We start from the raw sequence: 24,284 nt of genomic DNA on the forward strand, positions 1-24,284 counted from the left end.
GGTTTCCACACAAGTCAGACAGCCGCATTGACCGATATTTGACCAATGATGGAGGTGAGCTCTGCGGCGGTTTACCCTTCCGCTGGGGCAACGGCGCGCAGGTAAAGGTGCCACGTGGTGTGGCCAAGGATCGGAAGGGTAAAGATCAGCCCCAGAAACGCCGGAACCAGCGACAACAGCATGGTAACCGAGATGATCGCCGCCCAGCCGAGCATGACCACCGGGCTTTCCGATACGACGCGCAAAGAGGTCAACATGGCGGAAATGAAGTTGGTCTCTCGGTCGAGCAGCAAAGGCATGGCGACGACGGTCACCGAAAACAGTACGGCCGACAGGAATGCGCCGACACAGGTGCCTACGGCAAGGAATATCCAACCCTGCGGTGTGAAGAATACGGCGTTCAAAAACCCGTCGAAATCCGAAAAGGATGCATTCTGGAGGATGATCGCCAGCCAAAGCCGAACCTGGTAAATCCATACCCAGAAAATGAAAAGAGTGACAAAGGCCATCCAGCCCATTTCACGTTTGCGTTGATTGGCCATAACGGTCAGGATTTCAGACCAGCCAAAGCTTTCACCTTTCTGCAAACGGCGCGACATTTCATAAAGCCCGGCGGCGGCAAAAGGTGCGATCAGCGGAAAGCCTACAATGGCAGGGATAATCATCCAGATCTGGCCAAGCCAGATCAGGGCCCAAACCAACAGAATTCCGAAAACCGCAAAGAAAAGGCCGAAGAAACCGCTCATGACAGGACGGCCCAGAAAGTCGGAAAACCCTGCCTTCAGCGACGCAGTGATATCATCTACAGTGACCCCGTTGACCTTGAGCATGGCCTGCTGCTGTGGCGTCAGGTTTTCCGGCGGCGTGGAACCTGCGGATTCGGATGCCATGACACACTCCTCCCAAAGCATAGTGCCGGACCGGTCTGTTCGCGAACAGACCCAGCGGTGAAACAGACATTCCTAATTCGCGCACAAGTCTGCATCAGGCGAGGTATCAGGGCAAGGGAAAGCGCGACGGCGAAGCTCGTTGACCTGCCGACGGATAGTCCAGGCATGAAGCTGCCTTTTCTCGTGGCAACTGGCTTTGTGCCACGCTAACCTGCGCCAATCGCGACAAAGGAATCCCCGACATGCCTTTCACCCTTGCCACATGGAACATCAATTCTGTTCGCCTGCGTGAGCCTATTGTGCTGAAATTGCTGCAGGAAGAAGCCCCAGATGTATTGTGCCTGCAAGAATGTAAATCACCGGTTGAGAAGATCCCGACCGAAGGTTTTGCCGAACTGGGTTACACGCACATGATTGCGCGAGGGCAAAAAGGGTACAACGGTGTCGCCATCCTGTCGCGCCTGCCGATGGAAGAGGTTGGCGATCAGGATTTCGCAGGCCTCGGACATGCCCGCCACATTGCCGGGCGGTTGGAAAACGGTGTCACGATTCATAACTTCTATGTTCCGGCGGGCGGCGATGTGCCGGACCGGGACGTGAATGAGAAATTCGGCCAAAAGCTCGACTACCTCACCGATATGCGCGATTGGTTCCGTGCGGAAAAGCCGGCTAAATCCATCCTTGTCGGCGACCTGAATATCGCCCCGCGTGAGGATGACGTTTGGTCACATAAACAACTGCTGAAGGTCGTCTCGCACACGCCCATCGAGGTCGAGCATCTGGCCGAGACACAGGAAGCAGGCGGCTGGGTCGATATCACCCGTCAGGATATTCAAGAAGGACAGCTTTACAGCTGGTGGTCCTATCGCGCCCGGGATTGGGATGCGGCAGACAAGGGGCGTCGGCTGGATCATATCTGGGCTACGGCCGATATCTCGAACGCGGGCCATTCCAGCCGTATCCTGAGGGATGCCCGTGGGTGGGAAAAACCCAGCGATCACGCTCCGGTCTTTGCCAGTTTCGACGTCTGATCCGCAACTCAGCCCTTGGTTTCCGCGGCCAGCGACTGCATATAGGGCGCAAATTCGAACGAAAGAGTGATTGCCATGGACCTTCTGAACGGCGGAGACGCCCCAGCAACCGATCTGATCAAAGACGGGACCGAGGCCACTTTCATGGCCGATGTGGTCGAAACCTCGCAGGAAACACCTGTGATCGTCGATTTCTGGGCGCCTTGGTGTGGTCCGTGCAAAACCCTTGGCCCGATGCTGGAAGAGGCTGTGACAGCCGCGAAAGGCGCGGTGAAGATGGTCAAGATCAATGTGGATGAGGCGCAGACAATTGCTGCGCAAATGCGCATCCAGTCGATTCCGACCGTCTATGCCTTTTTCAAGGGCCAGCCGGTGGACGGGTTTCAAGGCGCGTTGCCGGGATCCGAGATCAAGGCCTTCGTGGACCGTGTGATCGAAGCCGCAGGTGGTGAAAGCCTGGGCGGCCAATTGGATGATGCCGTGCAGGCTGCCGAGGAAATGCTTGCCGAAGGCGCGGCTGCGGACGCGGCTCAGACTTTTGCCGCAATTCTGGGTGAAGATCCAAACCACGCCGCGGCTTATGGTGGGCTGGTGCGGGCGCATATCGCCACCGGTGATCTGGAGCAGGCAGAGGCGATCCTGAACGGCGCTCCGGCCGAGATTTCTACTTCGGCCGAGCTGGAGGCCGCACATGCGCAACTGGAACTTACCAAGCAGGCGGCAGATGCCGGCCCCGTCGCCGAGCTGATGGCAGCTGTCGAGGCTGATCCGGACAACCATCAGACCCGCTTTGATCTGGCGCAGGCGCTGCACGCGAACGGCGATGTGGAAGAAGCCGTGGCACAATTGCTGGAACTGTTCCGCCGGGATCGTGAATGGAATGAGGGCGCGGCTAAGACCCAGCTTTTCACGATCTTCGATGCGCTCAAGGCCAATGACCCAATTGTTCTGAACGGACGCCGCAAACTCAGCTCGATGATATTTGCCTAATCTTCGATCAGAGCTAGAATTGGGAACATGATGCATCCCGCCGACCTGCCGGATACAGTATCCGTTTTTCCATTGCCCGGGGCACTGCTGCTGCCCCGCTCGCGCTTGCCGCTGCACATATTCGAGCCGCGCTATCTTCAAATGCTGGACGATGCACTGAAAACCAAGGAACGGTTGATCGCGATGGTTCAACCCAACCCCTCGATCAGTGATGAAGACAAGCTGCACCGTATCGGATGCGCAGGGCGGGTGACGCAGTTTTCGGAAACGGAAGATGGCCGCTACCTGATCACGTTGACCGGTGTATCCCGGTTCAGGGTCCTGTCAGAGCTGGACGCTTTCACGCCCTACCGGCGGTGCGCAGTCTCGTGGGACGGGTTCGACCGTGACCTCGGCAAGGTTGAGAAAGACAACGAGTTCGACCGCGCAAAGTTCCTGAACTTGCTGGAGCGTTTCTTTTCATCCCGCCAATTGTCCACCGATTGGGACTCGCTCAAGGACGCCGAGGATGAGCTTTTGGTGAATTCTCTGTCGATGCTTTTGGATTTCGACCCCGAGGACAAGCAGGCCCTGCTGGAGGCCCCCTGCCTTCGCACCCGGCGCGAGACTTTGGTGACGCTGATTGAATTCGCCATGCGTGGCGGATCGAGTGAGGAAAAACTTCAATGACAGACCCTGAACACGCCTTTGATCGCCACATGCTCGAGGCAATGATCTGCCCGCAAACGCATACGACGCTGCACTATGACGCCGAAAAGCGAGAGCTTGTTTCAAAGGCCGCCGGTTTGGCTTTTCCGATCCGTAACGGTATTCCGGTCATGCTGGTCGATGAGGCCCGGCAGCTGGATTAAATCGAGCGCCCCTGCAACAGCTTGGGCAAATCGCCTGTCAGCCCGGCAGCTTCGCGAACGAAACCGCGACGCAGTCCGGGCAAAGTGCCGACAACTCCCATGCCAATGTCACGTCCAAGGCGCAGCAACGGATTGTCGTTTGAAAACATCTTGTTGAAGACATCCGTCGCCATCGCCAGCGAGGCCGTGTCGAAACGGCGCCATTCCTGATAGCGCTCCAGAACGATAAGCGAGCTGATATCCTCGCCGCGCCGTCCCGCCAAAGTCAGAACTTCAGCCAGGGCGCCGACATCGCGCAGGCCGGCATTCAGGCCCTGACCGGCAATGGGGTGCATTCCGTGCGCGGCATCCCCAACCAACGCCATGCGATCACTGATGAAGGAATTGGCGATGGTCAGGTTCAGCGGGTAAGTGAAACGATCACCCGCCAGACTGATTTTGCCTAGAAAATCGCCAAATCGCGGGCGCAGCACTTGCACGTAATCACCCTCGGGCAGGGCGTTGATGTGCTGTGCGGTTTCAGTGCGTTCGCTCCAGACGATGGAACTGCGATTGCCAGTCAACGGCAGAATCGCCAGCGGACCGGGTGGCATGAAAAACTGATGCGCAATGCCATTATGTGGCTGCTCATGTTCGATGGCGCAGACCAATGCCGTCTGGCCATAATCCCAACCGGTGCGTTTGATGCCGGCCCGTGACGCGGTTCCGCTGCGGCGACCATCACACCCAATCAGCAGGCTGCCGCCCAAGGTTGTGCCGTCGTCCAACGTCACGGTCACTTTGGCAGTGTCGGCCTGTTGCGAAACGACGGATTTACCGCTTACTTGGGTGATGCGCGGCTCTTCGGCCATCGCGTCCAGAAAAGCACGGCGCAGGTGACGATCCTCGACCATATACCCCATCGGGCCTTCTTCGATCTCGGCATGGTCGAAATGCATAAAAAAAGGTGATGGTCCTGTTCCGGCATGACCATCTGTAACCTTGATTTCCAGCATTGGTTGGGCGTGTTGCGCGACGCGGCCCCAGACGCCGATGGCATCCAACAACCGCTGTGAGGCCAGAGCCAGCGCATAGGCACGCCCGTCGAATGCCGCGTTCTTGCGCACCTTTTCGACCAGCGCATCGATCACCGTGACCGAGTGACCGGTTTGTGCCAGTGCCAGCGCCAAAGCAGGGCCGTTCAGCCCGCCGCCCACTATCAGAATGTCAGAAGCCTGTGTCATGCCCTGCAATATGCGCGCCCTTTCGGGATTGTCCATGTGCAGTCCTGTCGCTACCGTCACCCAAAGCCGAAAAATCAGGAGGGGTAAGATGCAGGACTGGTTGACCATGACCGCGTGTGATTTGGGCCGTGGCGTTGGCATGGGCCAGATCGATCCGGTCGAACTGACGGAAACCTACCTGTCCGCTATTGACGTTCATCCGCATCGGGACCGCATTTATGCCCGCGTCACCCATGACCGCGCCCGGGCTGAGGCTGAAGCCGCCCAGCAGCGTGCCAAACTGGGATTGCGACGGTCGTTGCTGGACGGGGTCCCGATCAGTTGGAAAGACCTGTTCGACACCGCTGGTACCGTGACCGAGGCCGGTTCGGCTCTGTTGAAGGATCGCGTACCGGATGCGGATGCGCTGGTGCTGCGCAACGCGACTCAGATGGGAACGGTTTGTCTGGGCAAGACGCATATGAGCGAGCTTGCCTTTTCCGGTCTCGGGTTGAACCCGATCACCGAAACCCCGCCTTGCATTCATGACGAGGCAGCAGTGCCCGGGGGGTCGTCTTCAGGGGCGGCGGCCTCGGTCGCCTGGGGGTTGGCGGCGTGTGGCATCGGGTCGGACACGGGCGGCTCGGTGCGTATCCCGGCGGCTTGGAATGATCTGGTGGGGCTGAAAACCACTGCAGGGCGGCTCAGCCTGGAAGGTGTGGTACCGCTTTGCCTGCGGTTTGACACGGTTGGACCTGTGGCGCGTTCGGTCGAGGATGCCGCGCATGTGCTGGCTTTGCTCGAGGGGGGAACGCCTGCCGATCTGCGCGGAGCTTCGCTGAAAGGACGCCGTTTTGCCGATTTGCAGAACATCGCCAAGGACGACCTGCGCGACACGCCGCGCAAAGCGTATGACGAAGCCGTTGCCAAACTTGCGGACGCGGGTGCTGAGATCGTTCCGTTGGAAGTGCCCGAGTTGAACGAAGCCATGACGTTGACCAGCATCGTATACACGACTGAGGCCTATGGGCTGTGGCGCGATGTCATCGAAGCCAATCCCGAAGCGATGTATCCCGAGATTCTCGAACGATTCCGCATCGGCATGGGATATTCGGGCCCCGATTATGTGGCCGCCTGGGCCAAGCTCAAGGCGTGTCGCAGCGCGTGGGACGCAGCAACCGCGGCGTTTGATGCGGTTCTGGCGCCGACGGCTCCGATTTTGCCACCCAATCTGGACCGCTTGCTCAGCGATCACGACTACTATGTGACCGAGAATCTGCTGGCCCTGCGCAACACGCGTATTGGAAATCTGATGGGGCTTGCGGCGCTGAGCCTGCCCACCGGAACCCCCGGTTGCGGGTTGATGATGCTGGGCTATCCAGGGTCGGAAGAGGCGTTGTTGCGGCTTGGTTCGGCAGCGGAATCGGTGCTGGCCTGAATGCCACAATCCCCTGATTCGGAACCTCTTTGTCTGGACGAAGAGGCCCACGGACTGTAATCTGCTAAAAAAACGGGGCACCAATGACCCCGATGTTGAGGCAGTATTATGGATTTCCCCGAGCGGTTTTCGAACCTACCGGCTTATGCATTCCCGCGTCTGCGCGCTCTGTTGGATCGTCACCAGCCGGGCGGTGATGTCGTTCATATGACCATTGGTGCGCCTACCCATGACTTTCCGGCTTGGGTGACGGATGTCATCATGGAAAACGCCGCCGGGTTCCAAGGATATCCCCCGAACGAAGGCTCGGATGACCTGCGCAGTGCGATCACGGGCTGGATCAAGCGGCGATATGGGGTTCAGATGGACTCTGATGCCAACGTGATGGCGTTGAACGGTACACGCGAGGGCCTATACAACGCCGCCATGGCTTTGTGCCCGGAACAGAAGAATGGTGAACAGCCGATCATCCTGTGTCCGAATCCGTTTTATCAGGTCTACATGGTCGCCTCGCTGTCAGTTGGCGCGCAGCCATACTTCGTGCCAGCCACCGCCGCGACGGGCCATCTGCCAGATTATGCTGGCCTGCCAGCGGACGTGCTGAACCGTACTGCCGTGGCCTATATCTGTTCACCGGCCAATCCTCAGGGGGCCGTTGCCTCGCGCGATTATTGGACCGAACTAATCCGTCTGGCCGAGCAGTACGACTTCCGCATTTTTGCGGATGAGTGTTATTCCGAGATTTACCGGGAAGAAGCGCCGACAGGGGTTCTGACTGTTGCGAAGGACCTGGGCGCGGACCCTGAGCGGATCACGCTTTTCAACTCGCTGTCCAAACGCTCGAACCTGGCGGGGTTGCGCTCGGGTCTAATCGCGGGCGGCACTGAGACGATCAAACAGGTCAAGCAATTGCGCACATATGCCGGATCGCCGCTGCCACTGCCGTTACAGGCAGCCGCTGCCCTGGTGTGGGCAGATGAGACTCATGTCGAACAAAACCGCGCGCTGTACCAGGAAAAATACGCCATTGCGGATGAAGTGTTTGCTGGCGTGCAGGGATACATGTCACCAGAGGCAGGGTTCTTTCTGTGGCTGCCGGTCGAGAATGGCGAAGACACTGCATTAAAAGTCTGGAAGGAAACCGGCGTTCGGGTCCTGCCGGGCGCATATCTTTCCCAAGGCGATCCGGGACAAAACCCGGGCACAGGCTTTATCCGGGTTGCGTTGGTGGCCCCAAAAACAGAGTTGCAGCGTGGTCTGATCACACTCCGCGACTGCATCTATTCGTGAGGTACGAGGGCAAAATGGCATCATATAACGCGCGCAACCGCGATCCATTGCTGGACAGCACAACGCAGGCAGCCTTGGAGCGACGTAGCAAGGAGTTGATTGGCATCGCCCTGATCCTGTTGGGTTTGGCAGCGGCCGCGATGATCTGGTCCTACACACCCGATGATCCCAACTGGATGGTGTCGACCGACGCGCCGGTGCAAAACTGGATGGGGCGGATTGGTGCCTCGATCGCTGCACCCTTGTTTATGATCGTCGGCTGGGGAAGCTGGGGCATCGCGTTGATTCTGATCGGATGGGGTCTTCGGTTTGCCGGCCATTTTGGGGAAGACCGTGCCATCGCGCGTCTGATCTTTGCGCCGATCTGGATCGCTGTTGTGTCGGTGTATGCCGCGACGCTGGTCCCGGATGCCGATTGGCGTGCCACTCACAGTTATGGTCTGGGCGGATTGTTTGGCGATACCGTCATGGGCGCGTTGCTGACCTTGCTGCCGATTTCGTCACATTTTCTGGTGAAGCTGATGTCTCTGGCCATGGCGGTCGGGATGATCGCGCTGGGCATATTTGTTTTGGGCTTCACCAAAACTGATGTGAAAAAGGGATTCCGAGCCTTCTTGCTGGGTCTCGTTATGGCATACGACATACTGATGACTTTGATGGGGCGTGGTGCAGCCTCGGCTGCGCAGGCTGCGCGAGATCGCCGGGCGCAGTGGGAAGAGCGCAAACTTGCGCGTGGCGCGGCGACCGAGGCCCCGTTTGAAAACGATCTGGATTATGCCGATCCAATCTTTGAAGAGCCCGAACTGGAAAGCCCGGAACCTGCGGTAAAAGGCGGCCTGCTGTCGCGAATGCCGTCGCTTATCCGCCGCCCTGATCCTATGCCCGAACCTGAGCTGGTCGATCCGGAGCCCATCATGGGTTTTGAAGAGATGCCAGGTGAAGATCGCATCCGGTCGAAAATCTCGGCAGCTGTGCGCAATCGCAAAGTGGCCACCGGTGAGGTGACGCCCGAACCCGATCCGAACCTTCCACTGACCAAAGGACGTGGCCGCCGCCCCGGCCCGTTGATCCTGAACACAAGCCAGCCGGATGGCCTGCCGATGGAACCGCCGGTGACAGCCACGGGTCTGCCGCCCGAACCACCCGTAACAGCGGATGACATGTCAGAATGGCAGGAGTCCGAGCCGGTCGAATACGCGCCCGAGCCAGTGCAGAACCACTATGCGCCCGAACCGGACGCGGACGATGACCCGGTCTTCGAGGATGTAGAAGAGGCTGTTCTGCAACCACGCCCGGCGATGAAAATCCCGGTGGCCGAACCGCGCAAGCCTGTGGTTGCGCAACCGGTACGCCGCACACCGCAACCGTCACGCCGTGCACAGGCCGAAGCGCAGCCTGCATTATCCTTTGAAGAGCGGCACTCCGACTTCGAACTGCCACCTCTGGGCCTCTTGTCGAACCCGTCCAGCATTCAGCGCCACCATCTGAGCGATGAAGCCTTGGAAGAAAATGCGCGGATGCTGGAAAATGTTCTGGATGATTACGGCGTCAAGGGCGAGATCGTCAGCGTTCGCCCCGGCCCGGTTGTCACCATGTACGAGCTGGAGCCTGCTCCAGGTCTGAAGGCAAGCCGTGTGATCGGCCTGGCCGACGACATCGCACGCTCAATGTCGGCGCTGTCGGCGCGGGTTTCGACCTTGCCGGGGCGTTCGGTGATCGGTATCGAACTGCCGAACGAGAATCGCGAAATGGTGGTTCTGCGCGAAATCCTCGCCAGCCGTGACTTTGGCGATGGCAACCAGGCGCTGCCCCTGGCGTTGGGCAAGGATATCGGCGGCGAATCCGTTGTAGCGAACCTGGCGAAGATGCCGCACTTGCTGATAGCGGGCACCACCGGGTCAGGTAAATCGGTTGCAATCAATACGATGATCCTGTCACTGCTGTACAAGTTGACGCCGGATGAATGCCGTCTGATCATGATCGATCCCAAGATGTTGGAACTGTCTGTGTATGATGGCATCCCGCATCTGCTCTCACCCGTTGTGACCGATCCGAAAAAGGCGGTCGTCGCCCTGAAATGGGTCGTGGGCGAAATGGAGGATCGCTATCGCAAGATGTCCAAAATGGGCGTTCGCAACATCGCGGGCTACAATGGCCGTGTGAAGGACGCTTTGGCCAAGGGTGAAATGTTCAGCCGCACGGTGCAGACCGGGTTTGACGATGAAACCGGCGAACCAACGTTCGAAACCGAAGAGTTCGCGCCCGAGGCGATGCCCTATATAGTCGTCATCGTCGATGAGATGGCCGACCTGATGATGGTCGCAGGTAAAGAGATCGAAGCCTGCATCCAGCGTCTGGCGCAAATGGCGCGGGCCTCGGGCATTCACCTGATCATGGCCACACAGCGTCCATCGGTCGACGTGATCACCGGTACGATCAAGGCAAACTTCCCAACGCGGATTTCGTTCCAGGTGACGTCGAAAGTCGACAGCCGCACCATTCTGGGTGAAATGGGGGCCGAACAGCTGCTGGGACAGGGTGACATGCTTTACATGGCCGGAGGCGCCAAAATCACCCGCTGCCACGGTCCGTTTGTGTCGGACGAAGAGGTCGAGGAAATCGTCAACCACCTGAAGCAGTTCGGTCCGCCGGATTACGTCAGCACGGTGCTGGATGGCCCGGCCGAAGATAAGGCTGACAATATCGATGCCGTTCTGGGGCTGAACACAGGTGGCAATACGAACGGAGAGGATGCGCTCTACGATCAGGCGGTGGCGATCGTGATCAAGGATCGCAAATGCTCGACCTCGTACATTCAGCGAAAACTTGCCATCGGCTACAACAAAGCTGCGCGGCTTGTTGAGCAAATGGAAGACGAAGGCGTTGTTTCGTCAGCAAATCATGTCGGGAAACGCGAAATCCTCGTCCCCGAACAGTAAGATATTTAATAACAAGGGCAGAAGGCCTATCTGTACGGCATGAAACAGATTGCTTTTGCCCTTGCTTTGACACTGGTCGCACCCGCCGCATGGGCGGCGGACAAACTGCCGCTTTCGCAGATTTCCAATTACCTGAACGGGTTGAAGACGGTTCAGACGACATTCACGCAGGTGAATGATGATGGCTCACTGAGCACCGGAAAGCTGTGGATGCAGCGACCTGGAAAGATGCGGTTTGAATATGACCCCCCCAACAGTGCAGTGGTTCTGGCGCGTTCGGGGAGTGTTCAGATCTTTGATCCGAAATCGAACCAGCCGCCCGAGCAATACCCGCTTAAACGCACGCCCCTGTCCATCGTGCTGGCGCGCAACGTGAACCTGAGCCAGGCGAATATGGTCATGGGTCACAGCTTTGATGGGACGGCCACGGTTGTCACCGCGCAGGACCCCAAAAACCCCGAAGCGGGCCGGATCGAACTGATGTTCACGGACAATCCGGTCGAGCTGCGTAAATGGGTGATCCACGACAATGCTGGCAGCCAGACAACGGTATTGCTGGGCGCCCTGAATGAAGGCGGCCGCCTTGATCAGAAGCTGTTCTCGGACAAAAAGAGAAGCGGGTCAGGCAATCGCTGACCCGCTTGTATGTATCATTACCGGCAGTTCGCCAACTGTGCCTGATATAACTGCGCGCGTGCGTCAACGTCATTGGCAACGTTCAATAACCAGGATTTGTTGTTGTAGCTGCCACGCGCGTACCCTGTATGGCCTTCATGATAGGCCAGGTATTGATTGCGCGTGTCGCTGGGATGGATGCCGTTACGCTCGTAGCTTTTGTTCATGTACCAGCCGATAAAGTCCGAGGCGTCGCGGATGCGATCCCGCTTAGCCCGGCGTTTTCCGGTTTCGCGCTGGTATTGCTCCCACGTACCATCAAGCGCCTGACCATAGCCATAAGCGCTGCTTTGACGGCCCATCGGGATCACGCCCAGAACATATCTGTGCGGCGTGCGCGCGTCATGCTTGTACCGGCTTTCCTGATAGATGGTCGCCATCTGAACGTGAACCGGAACGCCCCATTTGCGCTCGGTATTCTTGAAGGCCTTGATAAAGTCGGGTTTTTCACGCGCAATACTGCACGCGTCGTTCAATCTGCTGGGCGGCTGTTTGGAGCCGCCCCCACAGGATGCCAGAAGCAGCACCCCTAGGAGTACGAAAAGAATTCTGCTCATGTGCCTCGTGCCTTTTTTGGGTATTCTAGCGCAGATTGAGCGCTGAGGAAATCACAATCGCTACAAAATGATTGCCAGAATAGCAGGTAACGCCGCTACGGACAGCACAGTGGACACCATGACCATGCCGGCGACGGCATCGGAATCGGCGCCAAACCGTTCGGCTAACAGGTAAGAGGTCACGGCAACCGGTGTACAAATCTGAAGAACCAAAACGCCAAATGCGATTGTATCCAGATCAAACCATCCTCCGATCCCCCATCCCAGCGCAAAGCACACCGCCAGCTTCAGCGCCGACAGCCACAGCGCCTGCCCCAGACTTCGCGAGGTCAGGCGGGCGATTGCCACACCCAACGTGACCAGCATCAGCGGGACGGCCATTTGCCCAAGAAGCTCAAGCGTGTTGGTCAGAAATGTCGGCGTCTGCCACCCCTGCGACAGAAATACTGCGCCAAGGATCGTCGCCCAGGCCATTGGTTGGCGCGCGACCTGTCCCCACGCACCTTTCCCGGCGACCAGATAAATCCCATAGGTGAAAGAAAACAATGCGGTGACTGACAGAAAGATGACTGCATACCCCAGGCCGACCTGGCCAAAGGCAAAGATACATAGCGGCAGGCCGAGATTGCCGGTATTGCCGAAAATCAAAGGCGACAGATACGTTCGCGGGTCCAGTTTCAATCCTCGAACGATCAGCCAGAACAACACTGCCAGCAGCAGATTTGCAACTAGGGTCGCCATTGTGAAGCGCGACAGATCATTGCCCGGGATTTCAGTTTGCATGAGGGCAACAAAAATCAGGCTGGGCATTGCCAGCATCGTTGCAAAGCGGGTGACGAACTGCAGGCGGTATTCAAACCCCAGCTTGACCCAGGTAAAACCAACAGCCGCCAAGAGAAAAACCGGCGACACGATTTCGAACACTGTCAGTATAAGGTTCACAGACTGTTTCCCTGATTTTCACATCAATGGTTGGCTTTTCGGCCCGGAAACGGGTAAAAAAACGTTGGGGGCTGAAACAATGCTAAAGACACGTGCAAAATACGGCTTGGGCCAGGTGGTTCGTCATAAGAAACATCCTTTTCGAGGGGTGATTTTTGACGTGGATCCCGAGTTTTCGAATACCGAAGAATGGTATCAGGCCATTCCGGAAGACAGCCGCCCAAGGAAAGAGCAGCCGTTCTATCACCTGCTGGCCGAGAACGATCAATCCTTCTATGTTGCTTATGTTTCAGAACAAAATCTGGTTGCCGACTATTCCGGCGAACCGGTAGAGCACCCGGATATCCCCAATATGTTCGGTCCATTCGAAGACGGTTCATATCCTTTGCATTTTCACCTGAACTAGGTGAACCGAACGGGTGGCCACAGGGCCGCCACTGATCAGTATCCAAGGGCACAGCCATCCTTGCGTGGGTCGCTGGCGCCTTCCAAAATACCGTCGTTTCGGATTCGGATCGCTTGCGCTCCGCCAAGTGGCGTTTCCGGTACTTCAATATTGTGGCCGATGTCGGACAATTGTTTCGCGACCTCCTCGGGATACCCGCGTTCCAGTTTCAGAACCGATCCGTCGAAAAAGGCGCGCGGCGCATCGATGCTTTCCTGCAACCCAAACCCGAAGTCAGTGAGGTTTGAAACGAAGCGCGCGTGTCCGGTTGGCTGATAGGCCCCGCCCATGACGCCAAAAGGCATCGCAACACGACCGTTCTCGGTCAGCATTCCCGGAATTATCGTGTGCATCGGGCGCTTACCGCCTCCCAGCTCGTTGGGGTGGCCGGGTTGCAATGTGAATCCGGCCCCGCGGTTTTGCAGCAATATACCGTACTTTTCTGATGCGATACCGGATCCAAAGCTGTGGAAGATAGAATAGATCAGTGAAACAGCCATCTGATCGCGGTCGACGACAGTGATGTACACGGTGTCCCTATGGATGGCTTCAGTCAAAGGCGCCGCTGCGGGCATTGCATTGTTGGGATCGATGAGAGCTGCAAGTCTGGCGGCTACGTCAGGGTCAAGGAAGCGCTCTGTTCTGACCATATGGTCCGGGTCTGCGATGAACCGGTTGCGCGCGTCATATGCCAGTTTGGTCGCTTCTGCTTCGATATGAACCCTATCTGCGCCAACCGGGTCCATACTGGCCAGATCGAAGTGTTTCAGGATGTTCAGAAGCAAAATTGCGGTTGCACCTTGACCATTCGGTGGATGTTCCACCAGATCAACGCCGTTATAGCTTCCGCGCATCGGCTCTGTTTCCGTGCATTTCGTGTTTTGAAAATCGTCGGTGGTGTGGACGCCGCCCATAGCTGAAAGTGCTGCGATCATGTCGTTGGCGATATCGCCAGAGTAGAACGCATCACGCCCATGACTGACGATCTGACGCAGAACTTCAGCTTGTCCCGGCGCGCGAAAGACCTGCCCGGTTGTCGGGATCTGCCCATTGTTCAAATAATGATCGCGCGCAGCTCCTTGCAGGGTTGCCGCCCCGGATTGCCAGTCGAAAGCGACCCTGGGTGCAACCGGAACGCCCTGTTCGGCATAGTGAATCGCAGGGCGCAGGATCGCCTCCAGCCCCAAACGCCCTTCGCTTTCCGCCAGGCGGCAGAAGGCATCCACGGCTCCGGGAATGGTCACGGCATCCGGACCGTCCAAAGGTATGGATGGCAGGCCTCGGTCTCGCAACATCTGTGATTGCGCGGCAGCCGGTGCGCGGCCCGATCCATTAAGTGCGCGTATCTTGTTTTCGCCAGCGCGATTGAACAGAACGAAACAATCACCACCCAATCCGGTCATCTGTGGTTCGCAAATTCCAAGAAGAACAGCCCCGGCGATCGCGGCATCCATCGCATTGCCGCCTTGGCCCAGGATATCGATGGCCACCTTGGCCGCCAGCGGATGCGATGTCGCGCACATGCCTTGCGTGGCAAAAACTTCGGATCGGCCGGGACTGTGCAGATCACGCATGGCGAATTCTCTCTCTCTTTGGAACAAGGGAAAGCTATTCACTCATCAGCGATTGTCCAGCGATTTCAGGAGAGAATTTCCTCGGCGCCATTCACTGGGTGGGGGCTGTGATATGCGGCGCCGAGGGAAGCTATCTGAGCTACGAGTCACTGTATGGCGGTTGTTTGCGGCGCGACAATGTTTCGAAAATGACCTTATTGTGACCAATTGTGGTCGGTCATCCATTGGGTTCAAAGTCAAATCGCAGGGAAAGCCGATTGCATCCACTGCGCCGCTCGTACCGGATATCGCTGGTGAGACGATGTATCAGGAACCAGCCGAACCCGCCTTCGGGAAGCTCCTGGAGGTCGGATCCAAGTGGAGCAGGGGTGCCATCTGGAGGTCGGTATCCAGGCAGCGGCCGACCCGTATCCGAGATCAAGATGTCCAAAAGATCCCTGTCCAGTCGACAGGTAACCTGAACCTTGGCAGGGGCAACGCCATTATACGCGTGCTCCACGACGTTGTTGGTGGCTTCAGCCAACGCAATCTTCACATCACCGGCTTTGTGGGGCGGCAATCCCCGCTCCGCCAGACCGACGCTGAGCTTTGCAATGCCCGCACTGGCCTCGGATTCGGTTGCAGGGAACGTCAGTTCCAGACAGGTCTTGTTTTCAATCGGCTCCACGCCATCTATCCCTTGCCGCCGTCAGGCGTCCGTCTCTGACAACGCGTCATCCAGTGTTTCAAAAAGCCTGAAAACCGTATCCATGCGTGTCAGGCGGAAGACTTTTTCGACCACTGGCTGCAATCCGGCCAGATCAAGCCTCCGATCTTTCCCCAGCTGTTTCATTGAGGCAACGATTGCACCCAGGCCGCTGGAGTCAATGAACTCGACGTCGGACAGATCCAGAACAATGCGATGAGCGCTGTCCTCGGTATTGGCGCGCATGTCTTCTTTGAACTGAATGGCCATTGTAGCATCGATCCGGTCGGCATGAACGGTGATGATCTGAGTTTCGCCGGTTGTCTTGCTGGTCAGCCCCATGATCCCGCCGCCTTCCAAACTGAAAATGAGTCGTAGAAATACGCTAGACGGCAATTCTTACCATTCGGTATTCAAGAGCCGGAAAGCAGGAGGAAAACCCGGATGAGAGACGTTGTTATAGCAGGGGCCGCCCGCACACCGATGGGCGGATTCCAGGGCATGTTTGAAGGTGTTGCTGCGGCTGACCTCGGGGGCGAAGCAATCCGCGCGGCATTGCAGCAGGCGAGGGTGCAGTCAGTTGACGAAGTGCTGATGGGTTGCGTTTTGCCTGCGGGACAAGGCCAGGCACCTGCCCGGCAGGCCGGATTCGCGGCGGGGCTGGGCGAAGAGGTTCCCGCCACCACGCTGAACAAAATGTGTGGTTCGGGGATGAAGGCCGCAATGATGTCCTTTGACCAAATTGCCTTGGGCCATGCAGATACGATGGTCGCGGGCGGCATGGAAAGCATGACCAACGCGCCGTATCTTCTTCCCAAGATGCGCGGCGGTGCCCGCATTGGCCACAGCCAGGTGGTTGATCACATGTTCCTTGACGGCCTTGAAGATGCCTATGACAAAGGCCGTCTGATGGGGACTTTCGCCGAAGATTGTGCCGAGGCGTACCAGTTCACCCGTGAAGCACAGGATGAATATGCGCTGCAATCTCTGTCCAACGCGCTGTCTGCCCAGGAAAGTGGTGCATTCGATCAGGAAATCGCGCCTGTTACGGTCCGGACGCGCAAAGGTGAAATTCTGCTAGAGTCAGATGAGCAGCCCAAATCTGCCCGCCCCGAGAAGATCCCGACGCTGAAGCCTGCGTTCCGCAAGGACGGTACGGTGACAGCTGCCAACTCGTCTTCAATTTCAGACGGCGCGGCGGCGCTGGTTCTTGCGTCCGCAGAAGCCGCCGAAGCGCAGGGCATAACGGTTCGGGCCCGGATTTTGGGTCATGCGAGTCATGCTCAGGCCCCCGGCCTTTTCACGACGGCTCCGGTCCCGGCGGCGCAGAAGCTCTTGTCGCGCATAGGTTGGGGCAAGGATGACGTCGACCTGTGGGAAGTGAACGAGGCCTTCGCGGTTGTCCCGATGGCTTTCATGCACGAGATGAACCTTCCGCGTGACAAGGTGAATGTGAATGGCGGCGCCTGTGCCCTGGGTCACCCTATCGGTGCCTCTGGTGCCCGCATCATCGTTACTTTGTTGAATGCGCTGGAAAAACGAAACCTCAAGCGGGGTGTCGCGGCGATCTGCATTGGCGGAGGTGAAGGCACGGCCATTGCCATTGAACGCGTTTGACCCTGCTTCATTTTCCAAATACTCCGAAGGTTCGGGGGCAGTGCTCCCGGCCATCCGAAGGGGTTGCAATCAATGACTGCCGATTACGAAACGCTTGCCAAGACCATCGCGGCCCTGACCGAAGGCGAAACGGATCAGGTTGCTCTCATGGCCACTGTCGCCTGCGAGGTTCACCATTCCGACGATCGTTTTGACTGGACTGGGTTTTATCGTGTCACCGAGCCGGGCATTCTGAAAATTGGCCCCTATCAGGGTGGGCACGGTTGTTTGGTTATCCCGTTCGAGCGGGGCGTCTGCGGTGCCGCCGCAAGAACGGGCGAAACGCAACTGGTGCCGGATGTCGACGCGTTTCCGGGTCACATCGCTTGCGCCAGTTCAACCCGGTCCGAACTTGTTCTGCCGGTGCAGGACTCGTCGGGCACAGTCATTGCCGTTTTTGACATTGACAGCGACCAGCCGGATGCTTTCACGCAACAGGATGCGCGAAACCTGGAAAGCATTCTGACCGCGGTGTTTGCGGCCTGCTAACCTCTGGCGTCGTTGCGGTCCTGCATCAAAACAGGGGATTTCCGGGCGATTGGACGGCCCGGCGGACTTCGTCTTGCAGGCTTCGAAGCGATCTCCTATCAAAATCCATAGCGAAGTTTCGTTTTGGGGTGTTTCTCAGGGATGCAAGAGTCTGACATCAATCCGACGGTCGCGGATGAAGCGCCAAAAAAAGGGATCAGACGTGCCCATATGGCGACATTCCCTGATCGCGTCGGCGTATTGCCCCAATCGGTGGCAAGCATCGCGCCGCAGGTCGACAGGGTTTTCATCTGCCTGAACGAATATCAGGATGTGCCCGATTTTCTGGGCGAGTTCGATAACGTCACGGCCGTGATCCCCGAGCGGGACTACAAGGATGTCGGCAAGTTCATTTTCCAACCTGATCCGGAAGACACCGTTTTTCTTGTCGACGATGATATCGAATATGCGGACAACTATGCCCGTCAGACCATACGCCGGGCGCGGGGCGTCGGACTGGAAAAGCGTGTCTTCGGCTATCATGCCACGACATTCACAAATCCCACACCCAAGTCGATACGGCAGCGCACGTTGTTGCGCATGAACCAACGGCTGACCTACTCGACCAGAGTACACCAGCTGGGAACCGGAACCGTCATGTTGTCCGGGACGCTGTTCCCAACGCTGGATTACATGGAGGGCAGCGAGAAGTTTGTCGATGTGCGTTTTGCCCGCTACTGTTTTGAAAATGACATCGAAATGTGGACGCTGCCCAGAAACCGCCGCCGCTTTCCCAGCTTGCTTGCAGGGCTTGAGCCGGAAAAGCGTGAAACGATTGCTGACAGTTTCACTCGTCGTTGGCCTCAACATGTGCTGGATGAAGTGAAGGTTTTTGCCGGCCTTCAATTCTAAAGCCAGACGGGTTGTCCAAGATCAAGGGTGATTCAGGACGTGCCCCGGCGTGAAGGATCGCCGATGTCGCCGCAGCGCGACAGGGGAACGGCGTGTGATGTCTTTCCGAAATGATATCACTGCACGAAGAATGCTGAAATCCGGCTGCTGTTACCCTGCGACTGTCTGGTGTTTCAGGGCCTTACGCGCCAGCTGGCCATTAACTCCGTTGTCGGCAAGCTGTAGTGGTCAACGTCCAAACAAAAACGGACGTGAAAAATCACTTGGAAATTTCACAAACTTGCTCCATCGTGAAAAACGAGGAAAAAATTTCACGAGATTCGGAGTGGCCTGTGAACAGCCAAGCCCCCCAAAGCGCGACACTAGGTGCTGACCTGCGGGCCTTGCGCAAGGCCCGAGGGTTGACCCTGACCGAGATTGCAACCCGGCTGGATCGCTCTGTCGGTTGGTTGAGCCAGGTTGAGCGTGACCTGTCAGAGCCTTCAATCTCGGATCTGCGCCAGATTGCCGAGTGCCTTGGCGTGCCCATGTCGATGCTGTTTGCGCATTCCGCTGCCCCCGCAGACGAACAGGGCTACGTTGTGCGTGCCGGGTCGCGTCGCCCGATGGGGTCGGGCGAAGAAGGGCTGATTGAAGAGTTGTTGTCGCCGGATCTGACCGATGATTTCGAAATGGTACATTCCACTTTCGAGCCAAATTCACGGATGCAGACACCAGCCAACCGCCCGACGCAGGAAGTGGGCTACATGATCTCAGGCCGATTGGACCTGACGATCGGGTCGCGTGAATTCCTGGTGACTCCGGGTGACAGTTTTCGGATCAAACATGAACCTTATCAATGGGCTAACCCTTATGATGAACCTGCCGTGGCCATCTGGGTCATTGCTCCGCCGGTGTATTGATGTCGTTTGAGGCCTGGACCATATTCGCGCTTTTCTGGGTGGTATTCGTCACCACACCGGGGCCGAATGCAGTCAACTGCATCTCGAACGGGATGAGCCTGCCGTTTTCGAAGGCCATGCTGAGTGTACTGGCCATCCTGACACAGGCCAGCATGTTTTTGATCCTGTCCGCGCTGGGCGTCACTGCCCTGATTGCCGCTTCTCCGACCGGTTTTTTCATGGCCAAGCTGGTCGGCGCGGGCTTTCTGATCTGGCTGGGCGTGCGGGGGTGGATGAACGCAACAAAGCCCGCACCGGTTTCGGAGCGCCCGGCCCGGCACGTTTATTTGCACGCGCTGGCAGTGGCCACGATCAACCCCAAAAGTGTCGCCGGATATCTCGCGGCGTTCTCGCAATTCGTTCAGCCCGAGGTTCCGATCTGGCAGCAGATGGTCGTGATCATGCCAACCGCGCTGATCATCACCACACTCAGCTATACCGGTTTCACCGTGTTGGGCGCCTTGATGGGCAAGGCGGCGCTGGGCGCGGTGTTCAATATCTGGGTGCGCCGGGTGATGGCGGCCTGTTTCATAATCTACGGCGTGTTGTTGGGAACCAGCACCGCTCCAGCGGCAAGGGGGTAGTCATATGCACAACGGGTCCTGCCTTTGCGGTTCAGTTGCTTTCACCATCGACGGAGAGCTGTCGCCGCCCTCGGCCTGCCATTGCGGTCAATGCCGCAAACAGTCCGGCCATGTTTGGTCTTCGACCTGGACGCATCAGGATAACCTCAGCTTCACCGCCAGCGATACACTTGCGTGGTTTCGCGCTTCGGACACCGCCCGTCGCGGTTTCTGCCGTTCATGCGGTTCATTCCTCTTCTGGCAGCACAATGACGAGGACACGATTTCGATTTCCATGGGGGCCTTCGATTCGCCCACCGGATTACAACTCGCCCGGCACATCTTTGTGGCCGACAAGGGCGATTATTACGACATCACGGACGATCTGCCCCAACGGGCACAGTAACAGGGACCAAGACTCATGAGTGATTTTCCGACAAAAGCCCGCGTGGTCATTATCGGTGGCGGTGTGGTGGGGGCCTCCTCGCTGTATCATCTGGCCAAGAAGGGTTGGACCGATTGTGTCCTTCTGGAAAAGAACGAACTGACCGCGGGTTCGACTTGGCATGCGGCGGGCAACGTTCCGACCTTCTCGAATTCATGGGCAATCATGAATATGCAGCGGTACTCGACCGAGCTGTATTCGCGCTTGGGCGAAGAGGTTGATTACCCGATGAACTATCATGTTTCGGGCTCGATCCGTCTGGCGCACAGCAAAGAGCGGATGCAGGAGTTCGAACACGCAATGGCAATGGGCCGCTATCAGGGCATCCCGATGGAGATGTGGACACCGGAAGAAGCTAAAGAGCGCTATCCATTCCTGGAAACGCACGATCTTGAAGGCGTACTGTACGACCCGACAGATGGCGACATTGATCCGGCGCAGCTGACACAGGCGCTGGCCAAGGGGGCCCGGGACATGGGCCAGAAGATCATCCGGTTTTGCCCGGCAAATGGCGTAACTCAGCACGACGATGGCACCTGGACCGTCCACACGGACAAGGGCGATATCGATTGTGATTATGTGGTGAATGCTGCCGGATACTATGCGCAACGCGTCGGCGAGTGGTTCAAACCCTTCGGCGGCCGCAACGTTCCCGCAATGGTCATGAGCCACCAGTATCTGCTGACGGACGAAGTGCCGGAAGTTGAAGAATGGTCCAAGGCAAACGGCGGCAAGAAGCTGCCGCTGTTGCGCGATGTAGACGTCTCGTACTACCTGCGGCAGGAGAAGAACGGCTTCAATCTTGGTCCTTACGAGCCTAACTGTAAGGGCCATTGGATGACCGAAGATGACCCTATGCCCGAGGATTTCAGTTTCCAGCTTTGGAACGATGATCTGGACCGCATCGAGGACATCGTCACCGACGCGATGGAGCGGGTGCCGCTGATGGCAACCTCGGGTGTTGGACGTGTCATCAACGGACCGATTCCCTACGCGCCGGACGGCTTGCCGCTGATTGGCCCGATGCCCGGCGTCAAGAATGCGTTCGAGGCGCACACCTTTACCTTTGGCATCGCGCAAGGCGGCGGGGCAGGCAAGGTGCTGGCCGAGTGGATCGTTGATGGTGCGACCGAGTGGGACATGTGGGCGGTCGATCCGCGCCGCTATACCGATTACACGGATCAGGATTACTGCAACCGTAAGGGTATGGAAGTGTACGGCAACGAATACGCCATGCACTTCCCCCATCACGAATGGCCCGCTGCGCGCGACAAGAAACTGTCACCTGTCCATGAAAAGGTCAAAGTGCTGGGCGGCGTGATGGGGGCCTATAACGGATGGGAACGGGCGAACTGGTTTGCAAAGCCGGGTGATGACACATCGCTTGAGGCAACCCACACCTGGGGTCGGGCCGGCCCGTGGGAGCGGCGGATCAAAGAAGAATGCGAGGCCGTGAGAGACCATTGTGGCGTGTTGGACTTGCCTGGCTTCTCGCGCTTCATGGTCAAGGGAGACGGCGCCGCCGAGGCGTTGCGCGGCCTCGCAACCGGAGGATTGCCAAAGGTCGGTCGCATGAACCTCATCTATGTCTCTGACGACCGCGGCCGTATCCTGACCGAGATGTCCTGTATTCGTTTGGGCGAAGACGAGTTCATGATGATAACGGCGGCAACTGCGCAGTGGCACGATCGCGATATCCTGATGAACGTGATGCCTTCCACAGTGTCGGTCGAGGATGTCACCACGACACGTGACACCCTGATTGTCACCGGTCCGAAATCGCGTGAGATCCTCTCGGGTATGACAGATGCTGATCTGACCTTGGGTTGGTTGACCCATCAGTCTGCTACCGTTGCAGGCCAGCCTGTTCATCTTATCCGCGTCTCCTTCGCCGGTGAGTTGGGATGGGAAGTGCACGCTTTGAACGAGCATATGCCTGCGATCTACGATGCGATCATCGACGCCAGTGCCAAGCCGTTCGGGATGTACGCGCTGAACTCGCTGCGCATCGAAAAAGGCTATCGCGCGTGGAAAGGCGATTTGTCGACCGACTACTCGCTGCTGGAAGGCGGCCTGGAGCGATTTGTCAAACTGGACAAACCACAGGACTTCCCCGGAAAGGCAGCGATCCTGAACGAAAAGCAGCAGGGCGTTAAAAAGTCGTTCGTCACCCTGACTGTCGATGCGGGTGATTGCGATGCGCCGTACATGTCCTGTATCTGGCAGAACGGTGAGATCGTCGGCGAAACCACGTCCGGCGCATGGGGTTACCGCGTCGGCAAGTCCATCGCACTGGGCATGATCAAGGCCGAGCTTGCAAACCCCGGAACCGAGCTCGAGGTGGAAATCTACGGCCAGAAGTGCCGTGCTGTGGTACAGCAGGACCAACCGCTTTGGGATCCCGAGAACGAGCGGTTGCGCGCTTAACCCCTATCGGAGACGGCCATGAGCAATCGATGCGCCAAACCGGGACCGGGAGAGGGTCCCGACTATGACCGAGAGAACGACCACACCTACTTAAGGGTGTTGGGTCAAAACACAGACGTGGCGTTTGCGACTGTAGAAGACAATCTGAAGGCCAGCATCGCGCTTGGCCTTCATTGTCATGACAGCCGCGCAGAAACGTTCTGTATTCTGGAAGGCGAGGTTGATTTCCTGATTGATGGTGGATGGTATCGATATGGGCGGGAGATCACGATCCACGGTCCGGATCAGTCGGATGATGAGGTCTGAGATGACGACCCCCAAAACCATGTCGGGCGTCTACCTGACCGGCCACGGCGGACCCGAGGTTCTGGAATGGCGTGATGATATCCCGGTTCCTGAACCCGGGGCAGGGCAAATTCTTGTCCGTGTCGCCGCTGCGGGAGTGAACAACACGGATATCAACACGCGGGTCGGTTGGTACTCATCGGATGTCACCGGTGCTACGGATGCCGTTGATCAGGACGTTGAAGCCGGTGGTTGGGGCGGTGCATTGCACTTTCCCCGCATTCAGGGTGGTGACCTGTGCGGCATTGTTGAGGCGGTTGGTGTCGGGGCAGGTTTCGAACAAGGCCAGCGCGTGACATGTCCGATAAACATTCCGCGCCCACGCCCTGGAAACCCGCGGGGCTTCATTGCGCTTGGTTCCGAGATCGACGGGGCTTTTGCCCAATACTGCCTTGTTGAAGCGGATGATCTTTATGATGTCAGCGCTTCGCCCCTTACGGACGTGGAAATCGCAGCCATTCCTTGCGCCTTTGGCACGGCCGAAAATCTATTGACCCGTGCGGGTGTTATCGCAGGACAAAAGGTTTTGATCACCGGCGCTTCAGGAGGCGTAGGTCTGGCGGCGGTGCAACTCGCCGCAACGCGCGGGGCGTCGGTTTGGGGTGTGACAAGTGAGGCCAAAGCAGAAATCGTGAATTCTCAGGGGGCAGAGAACACGTTTGACCGGAACGACCCGCTGCCGCAAGATATGTTCGATGTGGTGATCGACGTTGTGGGTGGCCCCGTATGGCCATCGCTGATCCTTTCCCTGAAACCCAGCGGGCACTACGCCGTTTCGGGGGCAATAGCTGGCCCGATTGTCGAAGCTGATCTGCGCGACATCTACCTGCGCGACATAACCATACATGGGTGTACGCATCAGGCACCCGAAGTCTTTGCCCGTCTTGTGGAAATGGTGAATACCGGACGGATCAAGCCGCTGGTTTCCCGGACCTATCCGCTGAAGGATATTGGCATTGCACAGGCCGACTTTCAGTCAAAGACTCTTCCGGGAAAACTGGTATTGGTGCCCTGAGGA

General features: G+C 57.7%; 25 protein-coding genes. 18 read left to right on the plus strand and 7 right to left on the minus strand.

All coding sequences use genetic code 11. The features are described from left to right. Window positions 1-71: 71 nt before the first annotated feature. On the minus strand, window positions 72-890 hold the full coding sequence (locus AC2FFA_RS20155) for a DUF2189 domain-containing protein (protein ID WP_496853015.1): 819 nt from the start codon (window positions 888-890) through the stop codon (window positions 72-74). A gap of 242 nt (window positions 891-1,132) precedes the next feature. Between AC2FFA_RS20155 and AC2FFA_RS20160 the strand changes: the two genes are divergently transcribed. From AC2FFA_RS20160 to AC2FFA_RS20175, 4 genes are all read left to right on the plus strand, one after another. Beyond that, window positions 1,133-1,921: an exodeoxyribonuclease III gene (locus AC2FFA_RS20160; protein ID WP_299900953.1), complete on the plus strand. Its 789-nt coding sequence runs from the start codon at window positions 1,133-1,135 to the stop codon at window positions 1,919-1,921. A 75-nt stretch (window positions 1,922-1,996) separates the two neighbouring features. Then, window positions 1,997-2,911, plus strand: a complete 915-nt coding sequence (gene trxA, locus AC2FFA_RS20165; RefSeq protein WP_496853017.1) for a thioredoxin — start codon at window positions 1,997-1,999, stop codon at window positions 2,909-2,911. A 27-nt stretch (window positions 2,912-2,938) separates the two neighbouring features. Further along, entirely contained in the window at window positions 2,939-3,580 is a 642-nt protein-coding gene (locus AC2FFA_RS20170; RefSeq protein WP_117872044.1) for an LON peptidase substrate-binding domain-containing protein, read from the plus strand. Continuing rightward, window positions 3,577-3,762, plus strand: coding sequence for a Trm112 family protein (locus tag AC2FFA_RS20175; RefSeq protein ID WP_171119907.1), 186 nt, complete (start codon window positions 3,577-3,579; stop codon window positions 3,760-3,762). The genes AC2FFA_RS20170 and AC2FFA_RS20175 overlap by 4 nt, the downstream gene beginning before the upstream one ends. Here the strand turns inward: AC2FFA_RS20175 and AC2FFA_RS20180 are convergent. Beyond that, window positions 3,759-5,021 carry an FAD-dependent monooxygenase gene (locus tag AC2FFA_RS20180; RefSeq protein WP_496853019.1) on the minus strand — a complete coding sequence of 421 codons (1,263 nt, stop codon included), beginning with the start codon at window positions 5,019-5,021 and terminating at the stop codon, window positions 3,759-3,761. The two genes, AC2FFA_RS20175 and AC2FFA_RS20180, sit on opposite strands and share 4 nt — an antisense overlap. 52 nt (window positions 5,022-5,073) lie before the next feature. On the opposite strand from AC2FFA_RS20180, the gene AC2FFA_RS20185 reads away from it, so the two are divergent. The 4 genes from AC2FFA_RS20185 to AC2FFA_RS20200 all read left to right on the plus strand — a co-directional run bounded on the left by AC2FFA_RS20185 (window position 5,074) and on the right by AC2FFA_RS20200 (window position 11,267). Next, window positions 5,074-6,402 (plus strand): amidase, encoded by a 1,329-nt coding sequence (locus tag AC2FFA_RS20185; protein ID WP_496853021.1) that lies wholly within the window; start codon window positions 5,074-5,076, stop codon window positions 6,400-6,402. A gap of 108 nt (window positions 6,403-6,510) precedes the next feature. Further along, on the plus strand, window positions 6,511-7,692 hold the full coding sequence (locus AC2FFA_RS20190) for an aminotransferase class I/II-fold pyridoxal phosphate-dependent enzyme (RefSeq protein WP_496853023.1): 1,182 nt from the start codon (window positions 6,511-6,513) through the stop codon (window positions 7,690-7,692). Window positions 7,693-7,706: 14 nt separating this feature from the next. Beyond that, complete coding sequence (locus AC2FFA_RS20195; RefSeq protein ID WP_496853024.1) at window positions 7,707-10,631, plus strand: DNA translocase FtsK; 2,925 nt, start codon at window positions 7,707-7,709, stop codon at window positions 10,629-10,631. A gap of 39 nt (window positions 10,632-10,670) precedes the next feature. Continuing rightward, window positions 10,671-11,267: a LolA family protein gene (locus AC2FFA_RS20200; protein WP_496675514.1), complete on the plus strand. Its 597-nt coding sequence runs from the start codon at window positions 10,671-10,673 to the stop codon at window positions 11,265-11,267. A gap of 17 nt (window positions 11,268-11,284) precedes the next feature. On the opposite strand, the gene AC2FFA_RS20205 is transcribed toward AC2FFA_RS20200, so the two are convergent. Next, window positions 11,285-11,863, minus strand: coding sequence for a transglycosylase SLT domain-containing protein (locus AC2FFA_RS20205; RefSeq protein ID WP_117872056.1), 579 nt, complete (start codon window positions 11,861-11,863; stop codon window positions 11,285-11,287). 60 nt (window positions 11,864-11,923) lie between these two features. Further along, complete coding sequence (locus AC2FFA_RS20210) at window positions 11,924-12,805, minus strand: AEC family transporter (protein ID WP_117872059.1); 882 nt, start codon at window positions 12,803-12,805, stop codon at window positions 11,924-11,926. A gap of 79 nt (window positions 12,806-12,884) precedes the next feature. Between AC2FFA_RS20210 and hspQ the strand changes: the two genes are divergently transcribed. Continuing rightward, window positions 12,885-13,211, plus strand: a complete 327-nt coding sequence (gene hspQ / locus AC2FFA_RS20215; protein ID WP_117872061.1) for a heat shock protein HspQ — start codon at window positions 12,885-12,887, stop codon at window positions 13,209-13,211. Between the two features lie 35 nt (window positions 13,212-13,246). Here hspQ and ggt read toward each other — a convergent pair whose 3' ends face one another. From ggt to AC2FFA_RS20230, 3 genes are all read right to left on the minus strand, one after another. Then, a complete protein-coding gene (gene ggt, locus AC2FFA_RS20220; protein WP_496853025.1) occupies window positions 13,247-14,824 on the minus strand; it encodes a gamma-glutamyltransferase in 1,578 nt (525 codons plus the stop codon). Window positions 14,825-15,041: 217 nt separating this feature from the next. Then, window positions 15,042-15,491, minus strand: a complete 450-nt coding sequence (locus AC2FFA_RS20225) for an ATP-binding protein (protein ID WP_496853027.1) — start codon at window positions 15,489-15,491, stop codon at window positions 15,042-15,044. Window positions 15,492-15,512: 21 nt separating this feature from the next. Continuing rightward, window positions 15,513-15,851, minus strand: coding sequence for an STAS domain-containing protein (locus tag AC2FFA_RS20230; RefSeq protein WP_496853028.1), 339 nt, complete (start codon window positions 15,849-15,851; stop codon window positions 15,513-15,515). 102 nt (window positions 15,852-15,953) lie between these two features. On the opposite strand from AC2FFA_RS20230, the gene AC2FFA_RS20235 reads away from it, so the two are divergent. The 9 genes from AC2FFA_RS20235 to AC2FFA_RS20275 all read left to right on the plus strand — a co-directional run bounded on the left by AC2FFA_RS20235 (window position 15,954) and on the right by AC2FFA_RS20275 (window position 24,281). Further along, window positions 15,954-17,126 (plus strand): thiolase family protein, encoded by a 1,173-nt coding sequence (locus AC2FFA_RS20235; RefSeq protein ID WP_496853029.1) that lies wholly within the window; start codon window positions 15,954-15,956, stop codon window positions 17,124-17,126. Window positions 17,127-17,198: 72 nt separating this feature from the next. Further along, window positions 17,199-17,654 (plus strand): GAF domain-containing protein, encoded by a 456-nt coding sequence (locus AC2FFA_RS20240; protein WP_496853031.1) that lies wholly within the window; start codon window positions 17,199-17,201, stop codon window positions 17,652-17,654. A gap of 141 nt (window positions 17,655-17,795) precedes the next feature. Beyond that, window positions 17,796-18,545 (plus strand): hypothetical protein, encoded by a 750-nt coding sequence (locus tag AC2FFA_RS20245; protein ID WP_496853032.1) that lies wholly within the window; start codon window positions 17,796-17,798, stop codon window positions 18,543-18,545. A gap of 332 nt (window positions 18,546-18,877) precedes the next feature. Continuing rightward, window positions 18,878-19,447 carry a helix-turn-helix domain-containing protein gene (locus AC2FFA_RS20250; protein ID WP_496853033.1) on the plus strand — a complete coding sequence of 190 codons (570 nt, stop codon included), beginning with the start codon at window positions 18,878-18,880 and terminating at the stop codon, window positions 19,445-19,447. After that, window positions 19,447-20,070: a LysE family translocator gene (locus AC2FFA_RS20255; protein WP_496853035.1), complete on the plus strand. Its 624-nt coding sequence runs from the start codon at window positions 19,447-19,449 to the stop codon at window positions 20,068-20,070. Before AC2FFA_RS20250 ends, AC2FFA_RS20255 begins: the two co-directional genes overlap by 1 nt. Before the next feature lie 4 nt (window positions 20,071-20,074). After that, window positions 20,075-20,455, plus strand: a complete 381-nt coding sequence (locus AC2FFA_RS20260) for a GFA family protein (protein ID WP_496675529.1) — start codon at window positions 20,075-20,077, stop codon at window positions 20,453-20,455. A 15-nt stretch (window positions 20,456-20,470) separates the two neighbouring features. Beyond that, complete coding sequence (locus AC2FFA_RS20265; RefSeq protein WP_496853036.1) at window positions 20,471-22,921, plus strand: GcvT family protein; 2,451 nt, start codon at window positions 20,471-20,473, stop codon at window positions 22,919-22,921. 18 nt (window positions 22,922-22,939) lie between these two features. Beyond that, window positions 22,940-23,227, plus strand: coding sequence for a cupin domain-containing protein (locus tag AC2FFA_RS20270; protein WP_496853038.1), 288 nt, complete (start codon window positions 22,940-22,942; stop codon window positions 23,225-23,227). A 1-nt stretch (window position 23,228) separates the two neighbouring features. After that, on the plus strand, window positions 23,229-24,281 hold the full coding sequence (locus AC2FFA_RS20275) for an alcohol dehydrogenase family protein (protein WP_496853039.1): 1,053 nt from the start codon (window positions 23,229-23,231) through the stop codon (window positions 24,279-24,281). Window positions 24,282-24,284: the final 3 nt, after the last annotated feature.

This window comes from Ruegeria sp. YTSB088 (assembly GCF_059609825.1).

What these genes read in the sequence shown, in the direction of transcription:
- AC2FFA_RS20155 (WP_496853015.1), bottom strand. Translation starts at nt 890, where the DNA reads ATGGCATCCGAATCCGCAGGTTCCACGCCGCCGGAAAACCTGACGCCA.
- AC2FFA_RS20160 (WP_299900953.1), top strand. Translation starts at nt 1,133, where the DNA reads ATGCCTTTCACCCTTGCCACATGGAACATCAATTCTGTTCGCCTGCGT.
- trxA (WP_496853017.1), top strand. Translation starts at nt 1,997, where the DNA reads ATGGACCTTCTGAACGGCGGAGACGCCCCAGCAACCGATCTGATCAAA.
- AC2FFA_RS20170 (WP_117872044.1), top strand. Translation starts at nt 2,939, where the DNA reads ATGATGCATCCCGCCGACCTGCCGGATACAGTATCCGTTTTTCCATTG.
- AC2FFA_RS20175 (WP_171119907.1), top strand. Translation starts at nt 3,577, where the DNA reads ATGACAGACCCTGAACACGCCTTTGATCGCCACATGCTCGAGGCAATG.
- AC2FFA_RS20180 (WP_496853019.1), bottom strand. Translation starts at nt 5,021, where the DNA reads ATGGACAATCCCGAAAGGGCGCGCATATTGCAGGGCATGACACAGGCT.
- AC2FFA_RS20185 (WP_496853021.1), top strand. Translation starts at nt 5,074, where the DNA reads ATGCAGGACTGGTTGACCATGACCGCGTGTGATTTGGGCCGTGGCGTT.
- AC2FFA_RS20190 (WP_496853023.1), top strand. Translation starts at nt 6,511, where the DNA reads ATGGATTTCCCCGAGCGGTTTTCGAACCTACCGGCTTATGCATTCCCG.
- AC2FFA_RS20195 (WP_496853024.1), top strand. Translation starts at nt 7,707, where the DNA reads ATGGCATCATATAACGCGCGCAACCGCGATCCATTGCTGGACAGCACA.
- AC2FFA_RS20200 (WP_496675514.1), top strand. Translation starts at nt 10,671, where the DNA reads ATGAAACAGATTGCTTTTGCCCTTGCTTTGACACTGGTCGCACCCGCC.
- AC2FFA_RS20205 (WP_117872056.1), bottom strand. Translation starts at nt 11,863, where the DNA reads ATGAGCAGAATTCTTTTCGTACTCCTAGGGGTGCTGCTTCTGGCATCC.
- hspQ (WP_117872061.1), top strand. Translation starts at nt 12,885, where the DNA reads ATGCTAAAGACACGTGCAAAATACGGCTTGGGCCAGGTGGTTCGTCAT.
- ggt (WP_496853025.1), bottom strand. Translation starts at nt 14,824, where the DNA reads ATGCGTGATCTGCACAGTCCCGGCCGATCCGAAGTTTTTGCCACGCAA.
- AC2FFA_RS20230 (WP_496853028.1), bottom strand. Translation starts at nt 15,851, where the DNA reads ATGGGGCTGACCAGCAAGACAACCGGCGAAACTCAGATCATCACCGTT.
- AC2FFA_RS20235 (WP_496853029.1), top strand. Translation starts at nt 15,954, where the DNA reads ATGAGAGACGTTGTTATAGCAGGGGCCGCCCGCACACCGATGGGCGGA.
- AC2FFA_RS20240 (WP_496853031.1), top strand. Translation starts at nt 17,199, where the DNA reads ATGACTGCCGATTACGAAACGCTTGCCAAGACCATCGCGGCCCTGACC.
- AC2FFA_RS20245 (WP_496853032.1), top strand. Translation starts at nt 17,796, where the DNA reads ATGCAAGAGTCTGACATCAATCCGACGGTCGCGGATGAAGCGCCAAAA.
- AC2FFA_RS20255 (WP_496853035.1), top strand. Translation starts at nt 19,447, where the DNA reads ATGTCGTTTGAGGCCTGGACCATATTCGCGCTTTTCTGGGTGGTATTC.
- AC2FFA_RS20260 (WP_496675529.1), top strand. Translation starts at nt 20,075, where the DNA reads ATGCACAACGGGTCCTGCCTTTGCGGTTCAGTTGCTTTCACCATCGAC.
- AC2FFA_RS20265 (WP_496853036.1), top strand. Translation starts at nt 20,471, where the DNA reads ATGAGTGATTTTCCGACAAAAGCCCGCGTGGTCATTATCGGTGGCGGT.
- AC2FFA_RS20270 (WP_496853038.1), top strand. Translation starts at nt 22,940, where the DNA reads ATGAGCAATCGATGCGCCAAACCGGGACCGGGAGAGGGTCCCGACTAT.
- AC2FFA_RS20275 (WP_496853039.1), top strand. Translation starts at nt 23,229, where the DNA reads ATGACGACCCCCAAAACCATGTCGGGCGTCTACCTGACCGGCCACGGC.